A 21,558-nucleotide genomic window follows, 5' to 3' on the forward strand; every position below is an offset into this window, starting at 1 on the left:
TCGGCGATGGCGAATCGGGTGCCCAACCGGTTCACCAGCGGGCGTGAGGCGGACAATACCTAGATTTTTTATTCCGTAACAATATCTTTTATTTAGCTGCTTATTCCAAAAACAAAATGCCACCAGCCACTTTGCTTATGAGCGATGTCTAGCCCGCGGTGTTGGGCAAGTCGAGGTCCTCAGGCTTGATCTCCGCGCCGTCATTCACCAGCAAGGCAAAGTGAATGACGTTCTCCAGTTCGCGGGTATTGCCAGGCCAGAAATGCGCTTCCAGCACCTGCTGCGCAGCCTCGCTTACCAATGGCACAGGCCGCTGCAGACGCGCGCTGTAGATGCCCACAAAATACTCGGCCAGCGGCAGGATATCGCCCGGCCGCTCGCGCAGTGGCGGCAGTTCCAGCGCACCCTCGCGCAAGTACTGGTACAGGCGCTCGTTGAAACGCCCGGCACGTACCACGCGCGCCAGGTCGATGCTGGTGGCGGCGACCAGGCGCACATCCACCGGCTGTGGCTGCTGTGCGCCCACCCGGGTGACCTCGCGGTTTTCCAGGGCCGCCAGCAGCTTGCCCTGGATGGCCAGCGGCAAGTCGGCAATCTCATCCAGGTACAGCGTGCCGCCGTTGGCCGAACCGAACCAGCCGGCGCGGCTGCTGGCCGTACCGCCATGGCTGCCGGCGCTATAGCCGAACAGCTCGGCATCGGCGTAAGTGGGGCTGATGGCCGCACAGTTGACCGACACGAATAGCCCTCCACGGTCGCTGGCACGATGGATCTGCCGGGCCAACAGTTCCTTGCCGGTGCCGGTTTCGCCCCGGATCAGCACGGGCAAGGGTTGCGGTGCCAGACGCTCAAGGTCTTCACGCAACTGCTGCGAACGCGGGTCGATGAACACCAAGGCCTTGGCACGGATGCTCAGCGGGCTTTTGTCCAGCTCAGGGAAGGTCAGCAGTGGCTGGCCAAACGGGTGTTGAAGCGTCATGACGAACTCCCGCCCCAGGCCTGCAATGGCCGGGCGTCAGGTAAACGGTAAACAGCAAGGGGTGTCAGGCGCGACGCAGTGCGCGCTGCTCAACCCGGCTCTGCAAGCGATACAAGTAGGCGAAGCCTTGTTCCCAGCGCTCATGCCCGGACTTGACGTTGATGTGCCCGGCATTGCTCAGCAACCCCGCTTCGGCGCCCCATGCCTGGGCCAGGTACAGCGCCCGCGGCACGCTCACGGCCGGGTCGTTGTCCGAGCTGACTACCTGGCTGGGAAACGGCAGCGCTTCGCCAGGGATCGGCGCAAAGTTACGCAGGGCTGGCGCGCAGGTGGGGCGCTCGACGTCTGCCGGCGCCACCAGCAGTGCACCACGCACCCTGCGCAGCAAGGCCGGGCTGGCCTGCGCGGCCCAATGGGCGACAGTGATGCAGCCAAGGCTGTGGGCAATCAGGATCACCGGCGCACGCTCGGCGGCAACCGCCTGCTCCAGCGCCCGCACCCAGTCCTGACGTTGCGGGGTGAGCCAGTCGTGCTGCTCGACCCGCGCACTGTTGGGCAGGGTACGCTGCCAGTGACTCTGCCAATGGTTGTCTGGCGATCCTTGCCAGCCCGGCACAATCAGGTAACGAATAGACTCATTGCGCATGGGGACGCCTCCAGTAGTTTGCGTGCTTGGAGACAAGTATAGGGAGGGAGTTATATTCGTAAAGGAATAAGAAGCTATTTATTAATAACTATATGTAATTTATGCCGATAGCCCTATCGCCGGCAAGCCAGCTCTCACAGGGACTGCACAAAGCCTGAGGGCAGCACAATACCTGGGGGCGCTGGCTTGCCGGCGACAGGGCCCTCACAGGCAAAAAAAAGGGCCTACCCCTGCCAAGAGATATGGCCCCAACGCACTTGCGTGAGTCACTTGCCTGAAGAAGTTTTGCAGCCATCAGCGCGCGGTGATCACCGCCAGTTTGCTGATCCCCGCACGTTCGATGGCTGCCATGGCCCGCGCCACTTCGCCGTAGTTCACGCCGTCATCGGCCTGCAGTTGCACGCGAACGTTCGCGTCCTTGTCCTTGGCGGCCTTGAGGTTGGTCTCCAGCAGGTCAGGCTGGATCTGGTCCTTGTTGATGAACAGCTTGCCCTCGCCGTCGATGCTGACCACCAGTGGGTCCTTCTGCTCCACCGGGGCAACGGCCTCGGTCTTGGGCAAGTTGATGGGGATGGCATTGGTCAGCAGCGGCGCGGTGACGATGAACACCACCAGCAACACCAGCATGACGTCTACCAAGGGCGTGACGTTGATTTCACTGAGGACTTCGTCGCTGTCCTGGGTCGAAAAGGCCATATCAGGACGCCTCCTTTACCGGCTGGGTGAAACCAGCCTGGGTTTTTTGCACAGCGGGGTGCACCAGCACGCGGAAGGCACTCTTCTGCGCCAGGCTGTAGAAGTCGTGGGCGAAGTCATCCAGGTCGGCGGCGGTCAGCTTGAGGCGACGCAGGAAGTAGTTGTACACCAGCACCGCAGGCACCGCGACGGCGATGCCCACCCCGGTAGCCACCAGTGCCGCACCGATGGGCCCGGCGACGGTTTCCAGGCTGGCGGAGCCGGCCGCACTGATGCCCTTGAGCGCTTCCATGATGCCCCACACGGTGCCGAACAGGCCGATGAAGGGCGAGGTGCTGCCGATACTGGCGACCACCGCCAGGCCGGTTTCCAGCGAGCGGCGCTCACGCACGATCTGCTGGCGCAAGGCGCGCTCCAGGCGGTCCTGGTGGTTGATAGCGTGGCTCAGGTCGTTGGCCTGGGTATCGCCAACGGCAATCGCGGCGTAGCCGGACTGGGCAACGCGAGCAGCCGGCCCGGGCAGCTCATGGCTGAGTTCAGCGGCCGAGTCCAGGCTGGAGGCAGCCCAGAACTGCTTATGAAAGCGCTTGTCCTGGTTTTTAAGCCGCACGAACTGCGCAACCTTGACCAGGGCCAGGCCCCAAGTGACGACAGAAAAACCGACCAGCAGCCAGATGACTGCGCTTTCAACGGATTCGAGAGGGGATGCCAGCAGGCTCATGATGATGTCTTCCTGTGTTCTGCGAAATAGTTAGCGAAGCTTGAAATCGATCGGCACGCTGACCCAGCCGGTCTGGGCCACATCGCCCTGCTTGGCGGGTACGAAGCTCCAGCGCTTGACCGCGGCCAGCGCGGCAGCGTCGAGGGCGTCACGGCCACTGCTTTTCTGTACCTGGATCTGCCCGGGCTTGCCGCTGGGCAGCACCTCTACGCGCAACAGCACGGTGCCTTCCCAACCACGGCGCTGGGCCATTTGCGGGTATTCCGGTGCCGGGTTCTTCAAGTACGCGGCGTTGGCCGATGCCGGGGTTATCGGGGCCGGCGCGGGTGGCGCAGGCGCAGGCGGTGCGGGGGCGGCCACCGGCGCTGGCGGTGCTGCCTCGACCGGCTTGGGCTGTGGCTTGGGCGCTTGCTTGACCACAGGCTTAGGCACGGGCTTTGGCTTGGGTTTGGGCTTGGCGGCCAGTTCGTCGACTACCGGTGGTGGCGGTGGTGGCTCGACCACGGGCGGCGCGGGCGCTGGCGGCGGAGGCTCGACCACAGGCGGTGCAGGCGCAGCAAATTCGATAGTCATGGGCGGCACCTGTGGCGGCACCACCGGCAGTTCGGGCGTTGGCGCCTGGCTGACCCAGTACGCTGCGGCGCCATGCAGGGCCAGCACCAGCAGGCCCAACACCAGCTTGTCGCGGCGCTTGAGACCGCTGACGGGCGTGCGTTGCAGGCGCAGCTGGCCAAGCGGGAGGCGAAGCGTGCGTCCAAGCTCGACCAGGTCACCCGGGGCCGGGCGCCATGGCTGGTCGTAGGCCCTGACGGCCGACTGGACATTACCCATTGATCAAACTCCTGGGGTCTCGATTCAGGTGTGTGGCTGAATCATCGGGGCCAGAGGCTTATCTCTTAAAGTAATGTTTAAAATTATGGTTATAACTGAATTGAATATTGTTTTTGAGGGGGGCCGTGAAAGCCACGGATTGCGTGGGCTGCGGCTTTCATGGCTAAAGGCTATGCATTGGGGGCATGCAAAATATTCGCGTAAGGCATGAGATTGCCGCGAGGGCTGCGCCCTCGATCGCGACGCAAGGCCGCTCCCACAGGAAATTGCAGCTCCCTGTGGGAGCGGCCTTGTGTCGCGATGGGCTGCGGAGCAGCCCCGGCAATCCGACAGGCATAAAAAAGCCCGAGACCAAGCCCGGGCTTCTCATCATCAAGGGCAGATCAGATATCCGCCACCTTCTGCCAAACCTTCGGCCGGAAGAACAACGTCCCTCCCCGCGCCAACCCGGTCAGGCTGTCATGGTCCTTGACCACCTCGGCCTCGATCAGCTCGCTCTGCCCTTCCACCTTCAACGTTACCCGCGTGGTAGCGCCCAACGGCCGGATATCCCGCACCTCGGCAGCATGGTGCCCTTCGGTCTCATGCCGTGACAACGACACCTCATGCGGGCGGAACAGCACATGGTGCCCTTCGCTCAGCGCCAGGCGGTTGGAGTCGCCCAGGAAGTGGTAGACAAAATCGTTGGCCGGCTGCTCGTACACCTCGCCCGGCGAGCCGATCTGCTCGATCACGCCCTTGTTCATGACCACGATGCGGTCAGCCACTTCCATGGCCTCTTCCTGGTCGTGGGTGACGAACACCGACGTCAGGTTGATGTCCTCGTGCAGCCGCGCCAGCCAACGCCGCAGCTCCTTGCGCACCTTGGCGTCCAGCGCACCGAACGGCTCGTCCAGCAGCAGCACCTTGGGCTCCACTGCCAAGGCGCGGGCCAGGGCAATACGCTGACGCTGGCCGCCAGACAACTGCTCGGGGTAGCGGTCGGACAACCAGTCCAGCTGCACCATGTTCAGCAACTCGTGCACTTTCTCGGCGATCTTGCTCTCGCTCGGGCGCTCGCCCTTGGGCTTCATGCGCAGGCCGAAGGCGACGTTGTCGAACACGCTCATGTGGCGGAACAGCGCGTAGTGCTGAAACACGAAACCGACGTTGCGGTCACGCACGTCGTGGCCGGACACATCCTCGCCATGGAACACGATGTTGCCCTGGTCCGGGGTTTCCAGGCCGGCAATGATGCGCAGCAGGGTGGTCTTGCCACAGCCGGACGGGCCAAGCAGCGCCACCAGCTCGCCACTGTTGATGTCCAGGTTGATGTTGTTCAGGGCCTGGAAGCTGTTGAAGCGCTTGCTGACATTACGAACTTCGATCGACATGAATCATTCCTCCGCGGCGCTGTGGCGCAGGCGGTTAATACGGTTCTCGCTCCACTGCTTGAGCAGCAGGATGAAGAGCGCCAGGATCAGCAACAGGCTGGCCACGCTGAAGGCCGCGACGTGGTTGTACTCGTTGTAGAGGATCTCCACATGCAGCGGCAAGGTATTGGTCACGCCACGAATGTGGCCCGACACCACCGACACCGCGCCAAACTCGCCCATGGCCCGTGCAGTACACAGCACCACGCCATAGATCAGGCCCCATTTGATGTTGGGCAAGGTCACGTGCCAGAACATCTGCCAGCCATTGGCGCCCAGCAGGCGCGCAGCCTCCTCTTCTTGCGTGCCCTGCTCCTGCATCAGCGGGATCAGCTCACGGGCCACAAACGGCACGGTGACGAAGATGGTCGCCAGGACGATGCCCGGCAGGGCGAAGACAATCTGGATGTCATGGTCCTGCAGCCAAGGCCCGAACAGGCCCTGCGCGCCGAACATCAGCACGTAGACCAGGCCGGCGATTACCGGCGATACCGAGAACGGCAGGTCGATCAGGGTGACCAGGATACTTTTGCCACGGAACGTGTACTTGCTGACGCACCAGGCGGCGCTGACACCGAACACCAGGTTCAACGGTACCGAAATGGCTACGGCGAGCAGGGTCAGCTTCAGCGCCGACAAGGCGTCAGGCTCGAAGATCGCCTCGAAGAAGGTGCCAAAACCGTTCTTCAGCGCCTGCGACACCACGATCACCAGCGGCAGCAGCAGGAACAGGGCGAACACCAGCCAGCCAAGGCCGATAAGAATGCGCCGCGACGTAGCACTGCCACGGCGGGCGGCGTTGGCGGCGGCGCTTGCACTCAGGGATGAACTGGACATGCCGGCCTCCTTCAAGGGGTTTCGATGCGGCGCTGCAGCAGGTTGATCAGCAGCAGCAGGATGAAGGAAACCACCAGCATCAGCACGCCGATGGCGGTCGCGCCGGTGTAGTCGTACTGGTCGAGCTTGACCATGATCAGCAGCGGCAGGATCTCGGTCTTCATCGGCATGTTGCCGGCAATGAAGATCACCGAACCATACTCGCCCACACCGCGGGCGAAGGCCAGGGCAAAGCCGGTGAGCCAGGCCGGCAGCAGCGCTGGCGCCAGTATATGGCGGAACACCTGCAGCGGTTTGGCCCCCAGGCAGGCAGCGGCCTCTTCCACTTCACGCGGGATGTCGGCCAGCACCGGCTGCACCGTGCGCACCACGAACGGCAAGGTGACGAAGGTCAGCGCCAGGGTGATGCCCAACGGGGTGTAGGCAATCTTGAAGCCAAGGTCGGTCGCAAACTGGCCAACCCAGCCCGCAGGCGCGTACAGGGCGGTCAGGGCGATACCGGCAACGGCGGTGGGCAGGGCGAACGGCAGGTCGATCATCGCGTCGATGATCTTGCGCCCCGGGAAGGTGTAGCGCACCAGCACCCAGGCCAGCAGGGTGCCGATCACCCCGTTGATGATGGCGGCGAACAGGGCGGTGCCGAAACTCAGCTTGAGTGCGGCGATCACCCGCGGCGCACTGATGATGTTCCAGAACTGCTCCCAGGTCAGCTGCGAGGCATGAATGAACATGGCGGCCAGCGGTATCAGCACGATCAGGCTGAGGTACACCAAGGTGTAGCCCAGCGTCAGCCCGAAGCCGGGTATGACGGGGGAAATACGACGTGACATAAGTATCCCTGGTTGAACGCACTAAGCCCGGAATCAACCCCGGGCCGGTGCAAGCTTTTGAATCCTGGGGCTGCGTTGCAGCCCATTCGCGGCACAAGGCCGCTCCCATAGGGATCGCGGTTCCACAGGGGATCGCGGCTCTTTGTGGGAGCGGCCTTGTGCCGCGAATGGGCCGCAAGGCGGCCCCCGCTTTTCCTTGGCGTTTACTGTGCCTGATAGATCTGGTCGAACACACCGCCATCATTGAAGAATTTGGGTTGTGCAGTTTTCCAGCCACCGAAGTCCTTGTCGATGGTTACCAGGTCCAGTTTCGGGAATTGCTTGCCGAACTCGGCAGCGACCTTCTCGTCACGCGGGCGATAGAAGTTTTCGGCGGCAATCTTCTGGCCGGCCGGGCTGTACAGGTGCTTGAGGTATTCGGTGGCAATTTCGGTATTGCCCTTCTTCTCGGCGTTCTTGTCCACCACCGCCACTGGCGGCTCGGCCAGGATCGACAGCGAAGGTACGACGATGTCGAACTTGTCGGCGCCACCGTCTTCCTTCAGCGCCAGGAACGCTTCGTTTTCCCAGGCCAGCAACACGTCGCCCTGGCCGTTGTTGACGAAGGTGATGGTCGAGCCACGGGCGCCGGTATCCAGCACCGGTACGTGCTTGAACAGCTCCTGCACGTAGGCCTTGGCCTTGTCTTCGCTACCACCGGTCTTCAGGCCATAGGCCCAGGCCGCCAGGAAGTTCCAGCGCGCACCGCCGGAAGTCTTCGGGTTGGGGGTGATGACCGAAACGTCCTTCTTGATCAGGTCGCCCCAGTCCTTGATGCCTTTCGGGTTGCCCTTGCGCACCAGGAACACGATGGTCGAGGTGTACGGAGTGCTGGCGTCTGGCAGACGGGTCTGCCAGTTGTCCGGCAGGGTCTTGCCAAGCTTGGCAACTTCGTCGATGTCGCCGGCCAGGGCCAGGGTCACCACGTCGGCGCGCAAGCCGTCGATCACCGCACGGGCCTGCTTGCCCGAGCCACCATGGGATTGCTGGATCTTCACCTTGTCGCCCGGGTGGGCCTGCTGCCAGTGCTTGATGAACTCGGCGTTGTACTGCTGATACAGCTCGCGGGTCGGGTCGTAGGACACGTTCAGCAGTTCGTAGTCCTTGGCGATGGCGGAACCGGCAAAAACAGCACTGGCCAGGGCGGCGAGCGCATAACGGCGGATGGACATGGTGAAGCTCCCGATTGGCATTTTTCTAATTTTGGATGTAAGGCGTGCTCAGCCGGACTTGTTGCCGGGCTGTTGCAGGCGGAACTTCTCCTTGCGCTCGATCTGTACGACCTGAGCGTTGTGCACAGTGATCTCCACCGCACCAAACCGCAGGTCGCGCAAAGCGCTCTGGATTTCACGCAGAATGGTGGCTTCGTCCTGACCGTCGATGCTACGCAGAGATGCACTCATGCTCGTTCTCCTTGGAGTGAGGGTGCCGGGCAGAGGTTTGAAGGGGATTTGCGCCTGGCTTGAGGGCAATAGTAGTGAGGCGGAGTTATTCTTAAAAATACTGTTTAAGAATGTTTATATAACCAAATTAAAATCGCGATTCAACAGCCGACGCAAAGCCCTGTGGGAGTGGGTTCACCCGCGAATGCGAGGGTGGAGCTACCGTCGCATTCGCGGGTGAACCCGCTCCCACAGGGTCCGTACAAGGCTTCAGTTTTGTTTCTGCGGCTCGCGAATCTTGTACCAGGCCACATACAGCGCCGGCAGGAACAGCAGCGTCAGCAGCGTTGCCACGATGATCCCGCCAATCATGGCGTAGGCCATCGGCCCCCAGAACACCTCGCGGGCGATCGGGATCATCCCCAGGCTCGCCGCCGCCGCAGTCAGCAGGATCGGCCGCCGACGATGGTTGGTGGCTTCCACAACCGCATCCCAAGGCGAGAAGCCCTGGGCTTCGAACTCGTCGATCTGGGTCACCAGAATCACCGAGTTACGAATGATGATGCCCGCCAGCGCCAGGATGCCGAGGATCGCCACGAAGCCCATCGGGGTACCGGTGGGCACCAGCGCCAGCACTACACCGATCAACCCCAGCGGCGCCACGCTGACCACCAGGAACAGCTTCTGCACGCTGTGCAGCTGGATCATCAGGAAGGTCGCCATCAGGAACAGCATCAGCGGAATGACCTTGGCGATCGGGCCCTGGGCCTTGCTGCTCTCCTCCACCGTACCGCCAGTGGCCACTTCGTAACCGACCGGCAGCTGGCTGGCGAACTCATCGATCTTCGGCTTGAGCTGTGCCACCAGGTCGGTGGGCTGGATCTCGCCAGTGACCGAAGCCTTGAGGGTGATGGTCGGCTTGCGATCCCGGCGCCACACCAGCGGCTGCTCCAGCTCGTAGCGCACGGTAGCGAATGACAGCAGCGGGATCGAAGTACCATTGGGGGTGAGAATCTGCAGGTTCTGCAGGGTATCGGGCGAGCCGCGCTCACTGTCTTCGGCCCGCGCGACCACGTCCACCAGGTAGATGTTGTCGTTGACCTGGGTGATCTGCACGCCACTGACGATGCTGTTCATCACATTGGCCACGTCTTCCGACGACAGCCCCAGCTGGCGTGCCTTGTCCTGGGCGATTTCCACCCGCAGCACCTTACCCGGCTCGTTCCAGTCGTAGATCATCTCGCCGATGTGCTTGTTCTGGTCAAGCAAGGTGGCCAGTTCGATCGCGTGCTTGCGCACCTGATCGATATCAGGACCACTGACCCGGTACTGGATCGGCCGCCCTACAGGCGGGCCCATTTCCAGCGACTGCACATTGGAGCCAATGCCGACGAACTCTTCATGCAGGATCTTCTGCAAACGCTCCATCATGCCCTGGCGCTCTTCGAAGCCTTTGCTGACAATCACCAGCTGCGCGTAGTAAGGGTTCTGCAACTGCTGGTCGAGGGGCAGGTAGAAGCGGACCGCACCCTGACCAATGTAAGTGCTCCAGTGCACCAGGTCCGGGTCGTCCTTGATCCGCGCCTCGAAGCGGTCGACCACCTTGCGCGTTTCCTCGATCGAGGCGTTCTGTGGCAGGTTGAGGTCGACGAGAATTTCCGGGCGGTCCGAGGACGGGAAGAACTGGTTCTGCACGAAGCGCATGCAAAAGAGCGCCAGCGCGAACAGCACCACGGTACCGATGATGGTCAACCAGCGGTTGCGCATGCACCACAGCAACCCGCCTTCAAATGCCCGCCCGACACGGCCAGGCTCAGCCTCATGGGCCTTGACCTTGTCGCTCTTGAGAATATGCACCCCTAGCACCGGCGCAAAGAACACTGCCACCACCCAAGACACGATCAGGGCCACGGCGATGACCGCGAACAGGGTGAAGGTGTATTCACCCGCGGAGCTGGCGTTCAGGCCGATAGGCACAAAACCCGCCACGGTCACCAAGGTGCCGGTCAGCATGGGAAAGGCTGTGGAGGTGTAGGCGAATGTCGCCGCCTGCTCCTTGCTTTCGCCCATTTCCAGCCGCGTGACCATCACCTCCACGGTAATCATCGCATCGTCCACCAGCAGGCCAAGCGCAATGATCAACGCCCCCAGCGATATCCGCTGCATGGTGATGCCGCTGTACTCCATGAACACGAACACCATGGCCAGCACCAGCGGGATCGAACAGGCCACCACCAGGCCCGCACGCACGCCGAGGCTGACAAAACTGACGGCCAACACAATCACCACTGCCTCGAACAGCGCACTGGTAAAGCCGCCGACCGCTTGCTTGACCACCACGGACTGGTCCGACACGGTGTGTACGCCGACACCTATCGGTAAGTCCTGGACCACTTTGTCCATGCGCTTTTTCAGCGCCTCACCGAACACCTGGATATTGCCACCGGCCTTCATGCCGATGGCCAGGCCCAACGCCGTCTGGCCGTTGTAGCGGAACATCGGTGAAGGCGGGTCGACGTATCCGCGCTCGATGTCGGCGATGTCGGCCAGGCGGAAGAAGCGGTCGTTGATCCTCAGGTTGACGGTTTGCAGGTCCTTTTCCGAGGCAAACTGGCCGGAGGTACGCACCGAAATACGTTCCGGGCCGGCCTCGATGACGCCAGCCGGGGTCACCGCGTTCTGCGATTGCAGGGCCTGCATCACCTGGCGCTGGTCAATGCCCAGGGCGGCCAGCTTGCGGGTGGAGAAGTTCAGGTACAGCACTTCGTCCTGAGTGCCGACCAGCTCGATCTTGCCGATGTTGGGCACATCGCGCACCTCGGCCCGGGCCTGTTCCACGTAGTCACGCAGTTGGCGCAAGGTCAGGCCGTCGGCGGTAAAGGCATAGATCGAGCCGAATACATCACCGAATTCGTCGTTGAAACCCGGGCCCTGGATGCCCGCCGGGAATTCGCCACGAATGTCCTGGATCTTCTTGCGCACCTGGTACCAGATATCCGGAATGTCCTTGGCCTTGGTGGTGTCGCGCAGGTAGACGTAGACCGTGGATTCACCGGGGCGGGTGTAGCTCTTGGTGTAGTCGAGCGAGTCGAGTTCTTCGAGCTTTTTCTCGATGCGGTCGGTGACCTGGTACAGGGTTTCGTCCTGGGTCGCGCCGGGCCAGCGGGTCTGGATGACCATGGTCTTGATGGTGAATGACGGGTCTTCCTCGCGCCCGAGGTTGAAGTACGAAAAAATCCCCATCAGCAGGCCAACGAACATCAGATACCACACGAATGACTGGTGCTTGAGCGCCCATTCGGAGAGGTTGAAGCTTCCTTTCATTGCGCATCCTCGTCGAAGGTGACCTTCTGGCCAGGCTTGAGGCTGTTCACACCCGCGGTAACCACGCGCTCGCCGGGCTGCACGCCTGACGTCAGCACGATGCTGTCGGCGGTACGCTCGATCAGCTCCACGTCACGGGTTGCCACGGTCTTCTGCTGCGTATCGATCACCCACACCTGAGTCTTGCCGTCACGCTCCAGCAACGCGCTCAAGGGCAGCTCGCTACGAGGCGTCACTTCAGAACTCAGGGTCACGCTGATGGCAGTGCCCAGGTGGAACGCCGCTGGCGTGCTGGCCAGCGTCAGGCGGGCGCGGCGGGTACGGGTGGTGGCGTCGGCCTGGGGTTCCAGTTCGCGCAGGCTGGCCGTGGTGCTGATGGTCGGGTCGAGTTGCGAGGCAACGGTGAAGGTCAGGCCTTTGCTCAACTGCTCAGCCAGCCCGATCGGCAGGTCGATTACCGCTTCTTTCACATCCGGTCGGGCCAAGGTCACCACCGCTTGGCCGGCCGTAACGGTTTGCCCGGCTTCGGCCTGCCATGCGGTGATCACGGCGGCGTGGTCGGTGCGCAAGGTGCTGTAGTCGAGCTGGTCGCGAGCCTGGCTGAGCGCAGAGCGCGCCTGCTCCAGCGCCGCGCTGGTGGTTTTCAGGTTGGTCTGGGCGATATCCAGCTGGGCCTGGGCGCCAACGCCACGGTCATACAGCTGTTGCTGGCGACGGGCATCGGCCTGGGCGTTGATCCACTGCGCCTGCACCTTGGCCAGGTCGCCTTCGGCGGCGCGCAGCTGGTTCTGCTGGTCGGTGGGGTCGAGGGTGGCCAAGGTGTCGCCGGGCTTCACCTGGGCGCCCACATCCAGCCAGCGCCGGGCAATGCGCCCGGAAACCCGGAAGCCCAGGGTGCTTTCGAAACGCGCCTGGATACTGCCGGCGAAGCGGCCCAGTTGCGCCTGTACCTGGGGTTCGACCTTGACCGACAGCACCGGCCGAACCGGCTCGGGGGCCTCTTCCTCGCTACTGCAGCCAGCCAGCAATACGCCGGCCGACAGCATCAGCAGCAGGCGCTTCATAGCTCACCCCCTTGGGCCTTGGCGTCGACCTTTTGCACCTGCATGCCGGGGTGCAGCAGCTGCCCACCCGTGACCACCACGGTTTCACCACCCTTCAGGCCACTGGCGACCACAATCTTGCCGGTGAGGTAACGGCTGACTTCGACTTTGCGCAATTCCACCTTGTCGCCCTCGCCCACCACCCACACGGCGGGGTCATGCAGGGCCTTGGTCAGTGCCGACCACGGCAGCTCGATGCTGGGCCGGCCCTGAGCATTGGTGGTGGCGGTCACGGGTGCGCCCAGTTGCATACCTGCTGGTACGTCCTTCAGGCCTACCTTGACCTGCACCGTGCCGCTTTGCGCAGACACCGTGGGCGTGATCTCGCGCACGAAGCCATGCGCCTGGACCTTGGGATCGTCCAGCAGGCTGACGATCACCCCCGCATCGCTGGGCGGCGCTACCAGCAGTGATTCGTAGACGTTGAACACTGCATCGCGGTCGCCGTCAGTGGCCAGGCTGAAGATTGGCATGGTCGCCTGCACCACCTGGCCAACCTCGGCCTGGCGCTCGGTGATAACCCCGGCGGCCTCGGAGACCAGTGCGGTATAGCTGAGTTGTTCGTTGGCGTTAGCCAGTTGCGCCTGGGCGGCCTTGAGCGCGCTCTGGTTACTGCGCAGCGCGGCTTCGGCGGAATCGTACTCGCTCTGGCTGGTGTAGCCCTTGGGCAACAGTTTTTGCTGGCGCACAAAGGCCGCGCTGGTCTGGGTAACCCGCGCCTGCGCGGCAAACACCTCGGCCTTGGCCGAGTTGACGTTGTTCTGCAGGTCTTTCGGGTCCAGCCGGGCCAGCACCTGGTTGGCCTTCACGTGATCGCCCACGTCCACGCTGCGCGAAATGATCTTGCCGCCAACCCGGAATGACAGGTCGGTCTGCACCCGCGCCTGTACGTCGCCGGTCAGGGTAACCCGGGCAGCGAAGTCGGTGGGCTGGACCTGCTGCACACCAACCCGAGGCAGCGTCTCGGGGACCTCTTCCTTGCTACAGCCAGTGAGCATGTAAAGCAGCCCCAGGCAGACGACCGACAACGGACGTATCAACGCCATGCTGGCTCCTTGCTTGTGCACAAATGATTTGTGGAATGCGACTGTGAGCGTAGTTCAGGGTTCGATAAACATCACTGACGCGGATCAGTTCGGCATTTTCACAGCCTGTGCCGGCCTCTTCGCGGGTGAACCCGCTCCCACAGAGATCGTGCATAGGCTGAATCCTGTGCAGTACCTGTGGGAGCGGGTTCACCCGCGAAAGGGCCGGTCCTGCCATATCCAGAAATCATCTGCTTCCCTGGGGGTGCAACACAGCCACTACCTTGGGATGTTGATCTCTATTCAAGGAAGAACCTGATGCCCAGGGCCCAATCCCATCTGCTTCGTCGTGGTCGCTATTCAGAACTTGGCAGGCTGTATCTGCTGACCACTGTTACCCATCAGCGCAAGCCGCTATTCGATGACTTCCACCATGCCCGGTTAGTCATTCACCAATTGCGGCAAGCCGATCAAGAGCACGCCTGCCGCTCACTGGCGTGGGTGCTGATGCCAGACCATCTGCATTGGCTGATCGAGCTGAAAGGAACAACACTGGCTACCCTGATGCGCAGGTTCAAGTCCCGCTCCAGTCTCGCATTACATCAGGCAGGGGTTAAGCATGACCCGGTATGGCAGCCTGGGTATCAGGACCGGTCATTGAGAAGGGAGGAAAGCATGGTGCATGTAGCCCGGTACATTGTTGCCAATCCATTGAGGGCTGGATTGGTCAGAAGTGTCCGGGAATATCCACACTGGGATGCAGTATGGCTTTGATTCGATGCTGGAGCCTTCGCGGCGGTTCGGCGCGAAAGGGCCGAACCGCCGCGAAAGGGCCGGGTCAGGCCGACGCAGCCACCTGTGTCGGGCGCTTGACCTGCGGCTGCGAAGCGTTGGCCGCAGCGCCTTCCTCGATCGCCTGCTGAATCGCCTTGCGACGACGCTCTTCGCTGCGGCGGCTGAAGTACCAGACAAAGAAGGTCACCAGCGACACCGACAGCAGGATCAGGCTGGCCACGGCGTTGATCTCCGGCTTCACGCCCAGGCGCACTGCCGAGAACACCTCCATCGGCAAGGTGGTCGAGCCCGGGCCGGACACGAAGCTGGCCAGCACCAGGTCGTCCAGCGACAGCGCGAACGACATCATACCGCCTGCTGCCAGCGATGGCGCGATCATCGGGATGGTGATCAGGAAGAACACCTTCCACGGCTTGGCACCCAGGTCCATCGCCGCTTCTTCGATCGACAGGTCCAGCTCACGCAGGCGTGCCGACACCACTACCGCCACATACGCTGCACAGAACGTGGTGTGGGCAATCCAGATGGTGACGATGCCGCGCTCCTGGGGCCAGCCGATCATCTGCGCCATGGCCACAAACAGCAGCAACAGCGACAGACCGGTGATCACTTCAGGCATTACCAGCGGCGCAGTGACCAGGCCACCGAACAGCGTGCGGCCCTTGAAGCGGGTGACCCGGGTCAGCACAAAGGCCGCCAGGGTACCCAGCGCCACCGCTGCCACCGCCGTGTAGCAGGCGATTTCCAGCGAGCGCATCACCGAACCCATCAGCTGGGTGTTGTCGAGCAGGCCGACGTACCACTTGATCGACCAGCCCCCCCACACCGTCACCAGCTTGGAGGCGTTGAACGAGTAGATCACCAGGATCAGCATCGGCAGGTAGATGAACAGCAAGCCAAGCACCAGCATCAGCTTGGAGAAACTGAAGCGTTTCATGCGCGGCCCTCCATTTCTTTGGCCTGGCTGCGGTTGAACAGCAGGATCGGCACGATCAGGATCGCCAGCATCACTACCGCCAGCGCAGAAGCTACCGGCCAGTCACGGTTGTTGAAGAACTCTTGCCACAGCACCTTGCCGATCATCAGGGTTTCCGGGCCGCCGAGCAGTTCTGGGATCACGAACTCGCCCACCACCGGGATGAACACCAGCATGCAGCCGGCGATGATGCCGTTCTTCGACAGCGGAACGGTAATCTTCCAGAAGCTGTTGAAAGTGCTCGAGCCCAGGTCGGATGCAGCCTCGAGCAGGCTCGGGTCATGCTTCACCAGGTTGGCGAACAGCGGCAGGATCATGAACGGCAGGTACGAATAGACCACGCCGATGTACACCGCCAGGTTGGTGTTGAGGATCTGCAGCGGCTGGTCGATCAACCCGGTCCACATCAGGAAGCCGTTGAGCAGGCCGTTGTTGCTCAGGATACCCATCCAGGCATAGACGCGGATCAGGATCGCGGTCCATGTCGGCATCATGATCAACAGCAGCAGGACGGTCTGGGTTTCCTTCTTGGCGTTGGCAATGGCGTAGGCCATCGGGAAGCCGATCAGCAGGCACAGCAGGGTGCTGAAGAAAGCCATCTTCAACGAGCCCAGGTAAGCCGAGAGGTACAGCTCATCCTCGGTCAACAAGCCATAGTTGGCCAGGTTGAGCACCAACTGGATCTTGTCTTCGACGTAGCTGTAGATCTCGGTATACGGCGGGATCGCCACATCGGCTTCGGCGAAGCTGATCTTCAGCACGATGAAGAACGGCAGCATGAAGAACAGGAACAGCCAGATGAACGGCACGCCGATCACCACGTGCCGCCCCCGCGGGGTGAGGCGCTGGAAGGCTCGCTTGAGCTTGCGCAGTTTCATGACCGCAGTACCACGCCGCTGTCGTCTTCCCACCACACGTACACTTCATCGCCCCAGGTCGGGCGGGTACCCTGGCGCTCGGCGTTGGCGACGAACGACTGCACAACCTTGCCGCTCGGCAACTCCACGTAGAACACCGAGTGGCCACCCAGGTAGGCGATGTCATGCACCTTGCCGCGCGACCAGTTGTGCTCGAAATCCGGCTGCTTGGTGGTTACCAGCAGCTTTTCCGGGCGCAGGGCGTAGGTGATGTGCTTGTCTTCCACCGAGGTGGTGATGCCATGGCCCACGTAGATCTTGCGCTCAAGCTCCGGGCTGGCAATGATCGCGTAGCCTTCGGCATCATCGACCACATCACCTTCGAAGAGGTTGACGTTACCGATGAACTCGCACACCAGGCGGCTGGTCGGCGTTTCGTAAATGTCCACGGGCGAGCCGATCTGGGCAATCCAGCCCAGGTGCATGATGGCAATGCGCTGGGCCATGGTCATGGCCTCTTCCTGGTCGTGGGTCACCATCACGCAGGTCACGCCCACCCGCTCGATGATCTCCACCAGTTCCAGCTGCATCTGCGAACGCAGTTTCTTGTCCAGCGCCCCCATCGGCTCGTCGAGCAGCAGCAGCTTGGGGCGCTTGGCCAGCGAGCGGGCCAGGGCCACACGCTGACGCTGGCCACCGGATAACTGGTGCGGCTTGCGCTTGGCGTACTGGGTCATGTGCACCAGCTTGAGCATCTCCTCCACGCGGGCATCGATCTCGGCCTTGGGCATCTTGTCCTGCTGCAGGCCAAAGGCGATGTTCTGCGCCACGGTCATGTGCGGGAACAGCGCATAAGACTGGAACATCATGTTGATCGGCCGCTCGTAGGGCGGCATGTCGGTGATGTCGACGCCATCGAGGAAGATTCGCCCTTCGGTCGGGCGCTCGAAGCCGGCCAGCATGCGCAGCAAGGTCGATTTGCCAGAACCGGAGCCACCCAGCAGGGCAAAGATCTCGCCTTTGCGGATTTCCAGCGACACATCGTCTACGGCGATGGTTTCGTCGAATTTTTTCGTGACCCGGTCGATCTTGACCAGCACCTGCTTGGGTTGCTGGCCACCCTCGAGGGCTTTCTTATAGGCACCGGAGGCAACTGCCATGAGTGAAACTCCCAACAAGATTTGTGTGCCCGCCCCTGCTTTGCGGCGGGCCTGGATTGTTACTTGCCCGACTTGACCTTGGTCCAGCTGCGGGTCATCAAACGTTGCACCTTGGGTGGCAACTCACTGTTGACGAACATCTTGTCCAGCACTTCCTGCGGTGGGTATACCGCGGCGTCAGTCCTCACGGCCTGGTCCATCAGGTCGCCAGCCTTGGGGTTCGGGTTGGCGTAACCGACGTAATCACTGACCTGGGCGATAACCTCAGGTTTCAGCAAATAGTTGATGAAGGCGTGGGCCTCTTTGACGTTCTTGGCATCCTTGGGGATCGCCAGCACGTCGAACCAGAGGTTGCCGCCTTCCTTGGGAATGGCATAGGCCAGGTTCACACCCTTCTTCGCTTCTTCAGCGCGGGCCTTGGCCTGGAACACATCTCCGGAGAAGCCTGCCGCGACGCAGATGTCGCCGTTGGCCAGGTCGGTGATGTACTTGGACGAGTGGAAGTAGGTCACGTACGGGCGCACGGCCAGCAGCTTCTGCTCCGCTTTTGCATAATCCTTGGGGTCGGTGCTGTTGGGGTTGAGCCCCATGTAGTTGAGTACCGCCGGCAGCATTTCGTCCGCCGAGTCGAGGAAGGCCACGCCGCACTTGGAGAGCTTCTTCATGTTCTCGGGTTCGAACAGCACGGCCCAGGAGTCGATGGTGTCCACGCCCAGCGCGGCCTTCACCTTGTCGACGTTGTAACCGATGCCGTTGGTGCCCCACAGGTAAGGCACGGCGTACTGGTTGCCCGGGTCGTTCTTTTCCAGGCGCTTCATCAACCCAGGGTCCAGGTTGGAATAATTGGGCAGCAGGTTCTTGTCGAGCTTCTGGAACGCGCCCGCCTTGATCTGCTTGCCGAGGAAATGGTTGGACGGCACCACCACGTCATAGCCGGTATTACCGGCCAGCAGCTTGCCTTCCAGGGTTTCGTTGGAATCGAACACGTCCTGCACGGGCTTGATGCCCGTTGCTTTCTCGAAGTCCGCGAGTGTGGTCGGGCCGATATAGTCGGACCAGTTGTAGAAGTGCACCGTAGGCGCCGCTTGGACGCTGCATGCCAGCGTCAGGCCCGCACCAGCCATCAAGGCCTTGCGGTATACAGAAATAGACAAGTGGGTGCTCCTCACAATCAGTGCCTGGGTCGCGACAATGCTGCCGCACACGCAAAACCGGCGCGCAACTTACCTTCGCAGCTTCGATGCCGCAATCAACAATTGCCTTTCACTGGCTCTGGGCCGGTAAAGCCCGGCCCAGAGGTGTCGCATAGGGCTTATTTGCCCGATTTGATCTTGGTCCAGCTGCGGGTGATTACACGCTGCACAGAAGCGTCAGGCGCAGCGATCGCGTACAGCTGCTTCTTCACTTCGGCAGGCGGGTAGATGCTCGGGTCACCGCTGATGTCTTTGTTCACGAGCGCAGTGGCAGCCTGGTTGCCGTTCGGGAAGCGCACGGCGTTGGTGATCTCGGCCATGATTTCCGGCTGCATCAGGAAGTCCATGAACTGATAGGCGGCGTCTTTATGCTCGGCATCTTTGGGGATGGCGACCATGTCATAGAAGGTACCGGCGCCTTCTTTCGGAATGACGTAGTCCACTTTCACCTTGTCGCCAGCTTCGTGGGCGCGGGCCTTGGACTGCTCCAGGTCACCCGAGTAACCGACCGCCACGCAGATGTTGCCGTTGGCCATGTCGCCGATGTACTTGGACGAGTGGAAGTAGGTGATCGAAGGACGAATCTTGAGGAACAGGTCCTCGGCGGCCTTCAGGTCTTCTTTTTTGGTGCTGTTGCTCGGCAGGCCCAGGTAGTGCAGCGCGGCCGGGATCATTTCGGTCGGTGCATCGAGGAAGCTCACACCGCAGCTTTTGAGCTTGGCGATGTTCTCAGGCTTGAACACCACGTCCCACGAGTCGATCTTGTCCACGCCCAGCGCGGCCTTGACCTTCTCCGGGTTGTAGCCGATGCCGATCGAGCCCCACATGTACGGGAAGGCGTGCTTGTTGTCCTTGTCGCTGGCATCGCCAACGGCTTTGAGCAGGTCCGGGTCGAGGTTCTTCCAGTTCGGCAGCTTGGAACGGTCCAGCTCCTCGTAAACACCCGCCTTGATCTGCTTGGCCAGGAAGTTGTTGGACGGCACCACGATGTCGTAGCCCGACTTGCCTGCCAGCAGCTTGGCTTCGAGGGTTTCGTTGCTGTCGAAGACGTCGTACTTGACCTTGATACCGGTCTGCTTCTCGAACTTGGCGATGGTGTCCGGCGCGATGTAGTCCGACCAGTTGTAGACGTTCAACACCTTGTCTTCAGCCTGAACAGCGGAGGCCATGGCACCCATAAGGGCGGCGGCCAGCAACGTCTTGCCCATTTTCTTCATGCGTAATGCTCCAGAATTTTTGTTTAGCCTTCCGTTCAGCAGCCAGGACCCACGGTGCAGAGCGCGCGGCGACTGAAACAGTCGCTAGTCTGGCAAGTTACAAGGCCCTGTATCAAGGAAAGCAGGGCGTTGTAACGACTTAATGTCACATCGCTAGCCTAGCAGGTGCTCAGTTGATCGCCTGGAGCGTCAGGTCCAGGCATTTGCGCGCCTTTTCCACCAGCTCGTCGATCTCCGCATGGCTGATCACCAGCGGCGGCGCGATGATCATGGTGTCACCCACCGCGCGCATGATCAGGCCATTTTCGAAGCAGAAGTTACGGCAGATCATGCCCACACCCTTGCCCTCGTAACGGCTGCGGGTGGCCTTGTCCTTGACCAGCTCGATCGCGCCGAGCATGCCAAGGCCACGGACTTCACCCACCAGCGGGTGGTCCTGCAGCTCACGCAAACGCTTTTGCAAATACGGTGCCGCTTCAGTGCGCGCCTTCTCGACAATTTTCTCGTCGCGCAGGATGCGCAGGTTTTCCAGGCCCACCGCGGCCGCGACCGGGTGACCCGAATAGGTGAAACCGTGGTTGAAGTCACCGCCTTCGCTGATGACCTTGGCCACTTTGTCACGCACGATCACACCGCCCATGGGGATGTAACCGGAGGTCAGGCCCTTGGCGATGGTCATAAGGTCGGGCTTGAGGTCGTAATAGTCAGAGCCGAACCATTCGCCGGTACGGCCGAAACCGCAGATGACTTCGTCGGCAACGAACAGGATGTCGTACTTGGCAAGAATCTCCTTCACCTTCGGCCAATAGGTTTCTGGCGGGATGATCACGCCGCCTGCGCCCTGGATAGGCTCGGCGATGAAGGCGGCGACGTTGTCTTCGCCCACTTCGAGGATTTTCTTCTCCAGCTGCTCGGCCGCCCAGACACCGAACGCATCCGGGGTCATGTCACCGCCTTCGCCGAACCAGTACGGCTGCGGGATGTGCACGATGCCCGGGATCGGCAGGCCGCCCTGCTCGTGCATGCCGCTCATGCCGCCCAGGCAAGCACCGGCGAAGGTGGAGCCGTGATAGCCGTTGATACGGCCGATGATGGTCTGCTTGTGCGGTTTGCCCTTCAGCGCCCAGTAGTGACGCACCATGCGCAGCACGGTGTCGTTGCCTTCTGAGCCGGAGCCGGTGAAGAACACATGGGTCATGCCTTCGGGCGCCACATCGGTGATCGCCTTGGCCAGTTCCAGCGCAGGCGGGTGAGCAGTCTGGAAGAACAGGTTGTAGTACGGCAGCTCGCGCATCTGCTTTTCTGCCGCCTGCACCAGCTCTTCACGGCCGTAACCAACCGCCACGCACCACAGGCCCGCCATGCCGTCGAGGATCTTGTGCCCCTCGCTGTCCCACAAATGCACGCCCTGGGCCTTGGTGATAATGCGCGGCCCCTTCTCCTTCAGCTGCTTGTAGTCACTGAAAGGTGCGAGATGGTGCTCCCCGCTCAGGGTTTGCCATTCACGGGTTTGCGGGTTGTTGACGCTCATGTGC

The 21,558-nt window shown here is 61.8% G+C and carries 20 protein-coding genes; 1 reads left to right on the forward strand and 19 read right to left on the reverse strand.

Going from position 1 to position 21,558, the window contains the following annotated elements; translation table 11 throughout:
- Positions 1 to 148 precede the first annotated feature (148 nt).
- From LU684_RS07160 to LU684_RS07220, 13 genes are all read right to left on the reverse strand, one after another.
- Positions 149 to 979, reverse strand: coding sequence for a sigma 54-interacting transcriptional regulator (locus LU684_RS07160; protein ID WP_232894368.1), 831 nt, complete (start codon positions 977 to 979; stop codon positions 149 to 151).
- A gap of 64 nt (positions 980 to 1,043) precedes the next feature.
- Entirely contained in the window at positions 1,044 to 1,625 is a 582-nt protein-coding gene (locus LU684_RS07165; protein WP_016489710.1) for an alpha/beta hydrolase, read from the reverse strand.
- A gap of 294 nt (positions 1,626 to 1,919) precedes the next feature.
- Entirely contained in the window at positions 1,920 to 2,321 is a 402-nt protein-coding gene (locus LU684_RS07170; RefSeq protein WP_016489711.1) for an ExbD/TolR family protein, read from the reverse strand.
- A gap of 1 nt (position 2,322) precedes the next feature.
- Positions 2,323 to 3,042, reverse strand: coding sequence for a MotA/TolQ/ExbB proton channel family protein (locus tag LU684_RS07175; RefSeq protein ID WP_060516819.1), 720 nt, complete (start codon positions 3,040 to 3,042; stop codon positions 2,323 to 2,325).
- 30 nt (positions 3,043 to 3,072) lie between these two features.
- Complete coding sequence (locus LU684_RS07180) at positions 3,073 to 3,873, reverse strand: energy transducer TonB (protein WP_232894370.1); 801 nt, start codon at positions 3,871 to 3,873, stop codon at positions 3,073 to 3,075.
- Positions 3,874 to 4,256: 383 nt separating this feature from the next.
- Complete coding sequence (locus tag LU684_RS07185; protein WP_232894372.1) at positions 4,257 to 5,246, reverse strand: sulfate/molybdate ABC transporter ATP-binding protein; 990 nt, start codon at positions 5,244 to 5,246, stop codon at positions 4,257 to 4,259.
- Between the two features lie 3 nt (positions 5,247 to 5,249).
- Positions 5,250 to 6,122: a sulfate ABC transporter permease subunit CysW gene (gene cysW, locus LU684_RS07190; RefSeq protein ID WP_016502135.1), complete on the reverse strand. Its 873-nt coding sequence runs from the start codon at positions 6,120 to 6,122 to the stop codon at positions 5,250 to 5,252.
- Positions 6,123 to 6,133: 11 nt separating this feature from the next.
- Complete coding sequence (gene cysT / locus LU684_RS07195; RefSeq protein WP_012274724.1) at positions 6,134 to 6,952, reverse strand: sulfate ABC transporter permease subunit CysT; 819 nt, start codon at positions 6,950 to 6,952, stop codon at positions 6,134 to 6,136.
- A gap of 203 nt (positions 6,953 to 7,155) precedes the next feature.
- Positions 7,156 to 8,163: a sulfate ABC transporter substrate-binding protein gene (locus LU684_RS07200; RefSeq protein WP_016489715.1), complete on the reverse strand. Its 1,008-nt coding sequence runs from the start codon at positions 8,161 to 8,163 to the stop codon at positions 7,156 to 7,158.
- Between the two features lie 48 nt (positions 8,164 to 8,211).
- Positions 8,212 to 8,394 carry a sulfur starvation response protein OscA gene (oscA, locus tag LU684_RS07205; RefSeq protein WP_016489716.1) on the reverse strand — a complete coding sequence of 61 codons (183 nt, stop codon included), beginning with the start codon at positions 8,392 to 8,394 and terminating at the stop codon, positions 8,212 to 8,214.
- Positions 8,395 to 8,643: 249 nt separating this feature from the next.
- Complete coding sequence (locus LU684_RS07210) at positions 8,644 to 11,697, reverse strand: efflux RND transporter permease subunit (protein WP_016489717.1); 3,054 nt, start codon at positions 11,695 to 11,697, stop codon at positions 8,644 to 8,646.
- Complete coding sequence (locus tag LU684_RS07215) at positions 11,694 to 12,761, reverse strand: efflux RND transporter periplasmic adaptor subunit (protein ID WP_016489718.1); 1,068 nt, start codon at positions 12,759 to 12,761, stop codon at positions 11,694 to 11,696. The genes LU684_RS07210 and LU684_RS07215 overlap by 4 nt, the downstream gene beginning before the upstream one ends.
- Positions 12,758 to 13,846, reverse strand: a complete 1,089-nt coding sequence (locus LU684_RS07220; RefSeq protein WP_016489719.1) for an efflux RND transporter periplasmic adaptor subunit — start codon at positions 13,844 to 13,846, stop codon at positions 12,758 to 12,760. Before LU684_RS07220 ends, LU684_RS07215 begins: the two co-directional genes overlap by 4 nt.
- 297 nt (positions 13,847 to 14,143) lie before the next feature.
- Here LU684_RS07220 and LU684_RS07225 point away from each other — a divergent pair, with 297 nt between their 5' ends.
- Positions 14,144 to 14,599 carry an REP-associated tyrosine transposase gene (locus LU684_RS07225; RefSeq protein WP_023047984.1) on the forward strand — a complete coding sequence of 152 codons (456 nt, stop codon included), beginning with the start codon at positions 14,144 to 14,146 and terminating at the stop codon, positions 14,597 to 14,599.
- 64 nt (positions 14,600 to 14,663) lie between these two features.
- Here LU684_RS07225 and LU684_RS07230 read toward each other — a convergent pair whose 3' ends face one another.
- From LU684_RS07230 to LU684_RS07255, 6 genes are all read right to left on the reverse strand, one after another.
- Positions 14,664 to 15,557, reverse strand: a complete 894-nt coding sequence (locus LU684_RS07230) for an ABC transporter permease subunit (protein WP_016489721.1) — start codon at positions 15,555 to 15,557, stop codon at positions 14,664 to 14,666.
- Entirely contained in the window at positions 15,554 to 16,474 is a 921-nt protein-coding gene (locus LU684_RS07235; protein WP_016489722.1) for an ABC transporter permease subunit, read from the reverse strand. The genes LU684_RS07230 and LU684_RS07235 overlap by 4 nt, the downstream gene beginning before the upstream one ends.
- Positions 16,471 to 17,613: a polyamine ABC transporter ATP-binding protein gene (gene potA, locus LU684_RS07240; protein ID WP_016489723.1), complete on the reverse strand. Its 1,143-nt coding sequence runs from the start codon at positions 17,611 to 17,613 to the stop codon at positions 16,471 to 16,473. Before potA ends, LU684_RS07235 begins: the two co-directional genes overlap by 4 nt.
- A gap of 59 nt (positions 17,614 to 17,672) precedes the next feature.
- Positions 17,673 to 18,767, reverse strand: coding sequence for a polyamine ABC transporter substrate-binding protein (locus tag LU684_RS07245; RefSeq protein WP_016489724.1), 1,095 nt, complete (start codon positions 18,765 to 18,767; stop codon positions 17,673 to 17,675).
- A 158-nt stretch (positions 18,768 to 18,925) separates the two neighbouring features.
- Positions 18,926 to 20,023 (reverse strand): polyamine ABC transporter substrate-binding protein, encoded by a 1,098-nt coding sequence (locus LU684_RS07250; RefSeq protein ID WP_016489725.1) that lies wholly within the window; start codon positions 20,021 to 20,023, stop codon positions 18,926 to 18,928.
- Between the two features lie 169 nt (positions 20,024 to 20,192).
- On the reverse strand, positions 20,193 to 21,554 hold the full coding sequence (locus LU684_RS07255; protein WP_016489726.1) for an aspartate aminotransferase family protein: 1,362 nt from the start codon (positions 21,552 to 21,554) through the stop codon (positions 20,193 to 20,195).
- Between the last annotated feature and the right edge of the window lie 4 nt (positions 21,555 to 21,558).

The organism is Pseudomonas sp. NMI542_15, from assembly GCF_021283425.1.
GTDB classification, from domain to species: Bacteria; Pseudomonadota; Gammaproteobacteria; order Pseudomonadales; family Pseudomonadaceae; genus Aquipseudomonas; species Aquipseudomonas fortuita.

What these genes read in the sequence shown, in the direction of transcription:
- LU684_RS07185 (WP_232894372.1), bottom strand. Translation starts at nt 5,246, where the DNA reads ATGTCGATCGAAGTTCGTAATGTCAGCAAGCGCTTCAACAGCTTCCAG.
- LU684_RS07160 (WP_232894368.1), bottom strand. Translation starts at nt 979, where the DNA reads ATGACGCTTCAACACCCGTTTGGCCAGCCACTGCTGACCTTCCCTGAG.
- LU684_RS07210 (WP_016489717.1), bottom strand. Translation starts at nt 11,697, where the DNA reads ATGAAAGGAAGCTTCAACCTCTCCGAATGGGCGCTCAAGCACCAGTCA.
- LU684_RS07170 (WP_016489711.1), bottom strand. Translation starts at nt 2,321, where the DNA reads ATGGCCTTTTCGACCCAGGACAGCGACGAAGTCCTCAGTGAAATCAAC.
- cysW (WP_016502135.1), bottom strand. Translation starts at nt 6,122, where the DNA reads ATGTCCAGTTCATCCCTGAGTGCAAGCGCCGCCGCCAACGCCGCCCGC.
- LU684_RS07165 (WP_016489710.1), bottom strand. Translation starts at nt 1,625, where the DNA reads ATGCGCAATGAGTCTATTCGTTACCTGATTGTGCCGGGCTGGCAAGGA.
- LU684_RS07180 (WP_232894370.1), bottom strand. Translation starts at nt 3,873, where the DNA reads ATGGGTAATGTCCAGTCGGCCGTCAGGGCCTACGACCAGCCATGGCGC.
- LU684_RS07215 (WP_016489718.1), bottom strand. Translation starts at nt 12,761, where the DNA reads ATGAAGCGCCTGCTGCTGATGCTGTCGGCCGGCGTATTGCTGGCTGGC.
- cysT (WP_012274724.1), bottom strand. Translation starts at nt 6,952, where the DNA reads ATGTCACGTCGTATTTCCCCCGTCATACCCGGCTTCGGGCTGACGCTG.
- LU684_RS07175 (WP_060516819.1), bottom strand. Translation starts at nt 3,042, where the DNA reads ATGAGCCTGCTGGCATCCCCTCTCGAATCCGTTGAAAGCGCAGTCATC.
- LU684_RS07230 (WP_016489721.1), bottom strand. Translation starts at nt 15,557, where the DNA reads ATGAAACGCTTCAGTTTCTCCAAGCTGATGCTGGTGCTTGGCTTGCTG.
- LU684_RS07225 (WP_023047984.1), top strand. Translation starts at nt 14,144, where the DNA reads ATGCCCAGGGCCCAATCCCATCTGCTTCGTCGTGGTCGCTATTCAGAA.
- LU684_RS07200 (WP_016489715.1), bottom strand. Translation starts at nt 8,163, where the DNA reads ATGTCCATCCGCCGTTATGCGCTCGCCGCCCTGGCCAGTGCTGTTTTT.
- LU684_RS07255 (WP_016489726.1), bottom strand. Translation starts at nt 21,554, where the DNA reads ATGAGCGTCAACAACCCGCAAACCCGTGAATGGCAAACCCTGAGCGGG.
- LU684_RS07220 (WP_016489719.1), bottom strand. Translation starts at nt 13,846, where the DNA reads ATGGCGTTGATACGTCCGTTGTCGGTCGTCTGCCTGGGGCTGCTTTAC.
- oscA (WP_016489716.1), bottom strand. Translation starts at nt 8,394, where the DNA reads ATGAGTGCATCTCTGCGTAGCATCGACGGTCAGGACGAAGCCACCATT.
- LU684_RS07235 (WP_016489722.1), bottom strand. Translation starts at nt 16,474, where the DNA reads ATGAAACTGCGCAAGCTCAAGCGAGCCTTCCAGCGCCTCACCCCGCGG.
- potA (WP_016489723.1), bottom strand. Translation starts at nt 17,613, where the DNA reads ATGGCAGTTGCCTCCGGTGCCTATAAGAAAGCCCTCGAGGGTGGCCAG.
- LU684_RS07250 (WP_016489725.1), bottom strand. Translation starts at nt 20,023, where the DNA reads ATGAAGAAAATGGGCAAGACGTTGCTGGCCGCCGCCCTTATGGGTGCC.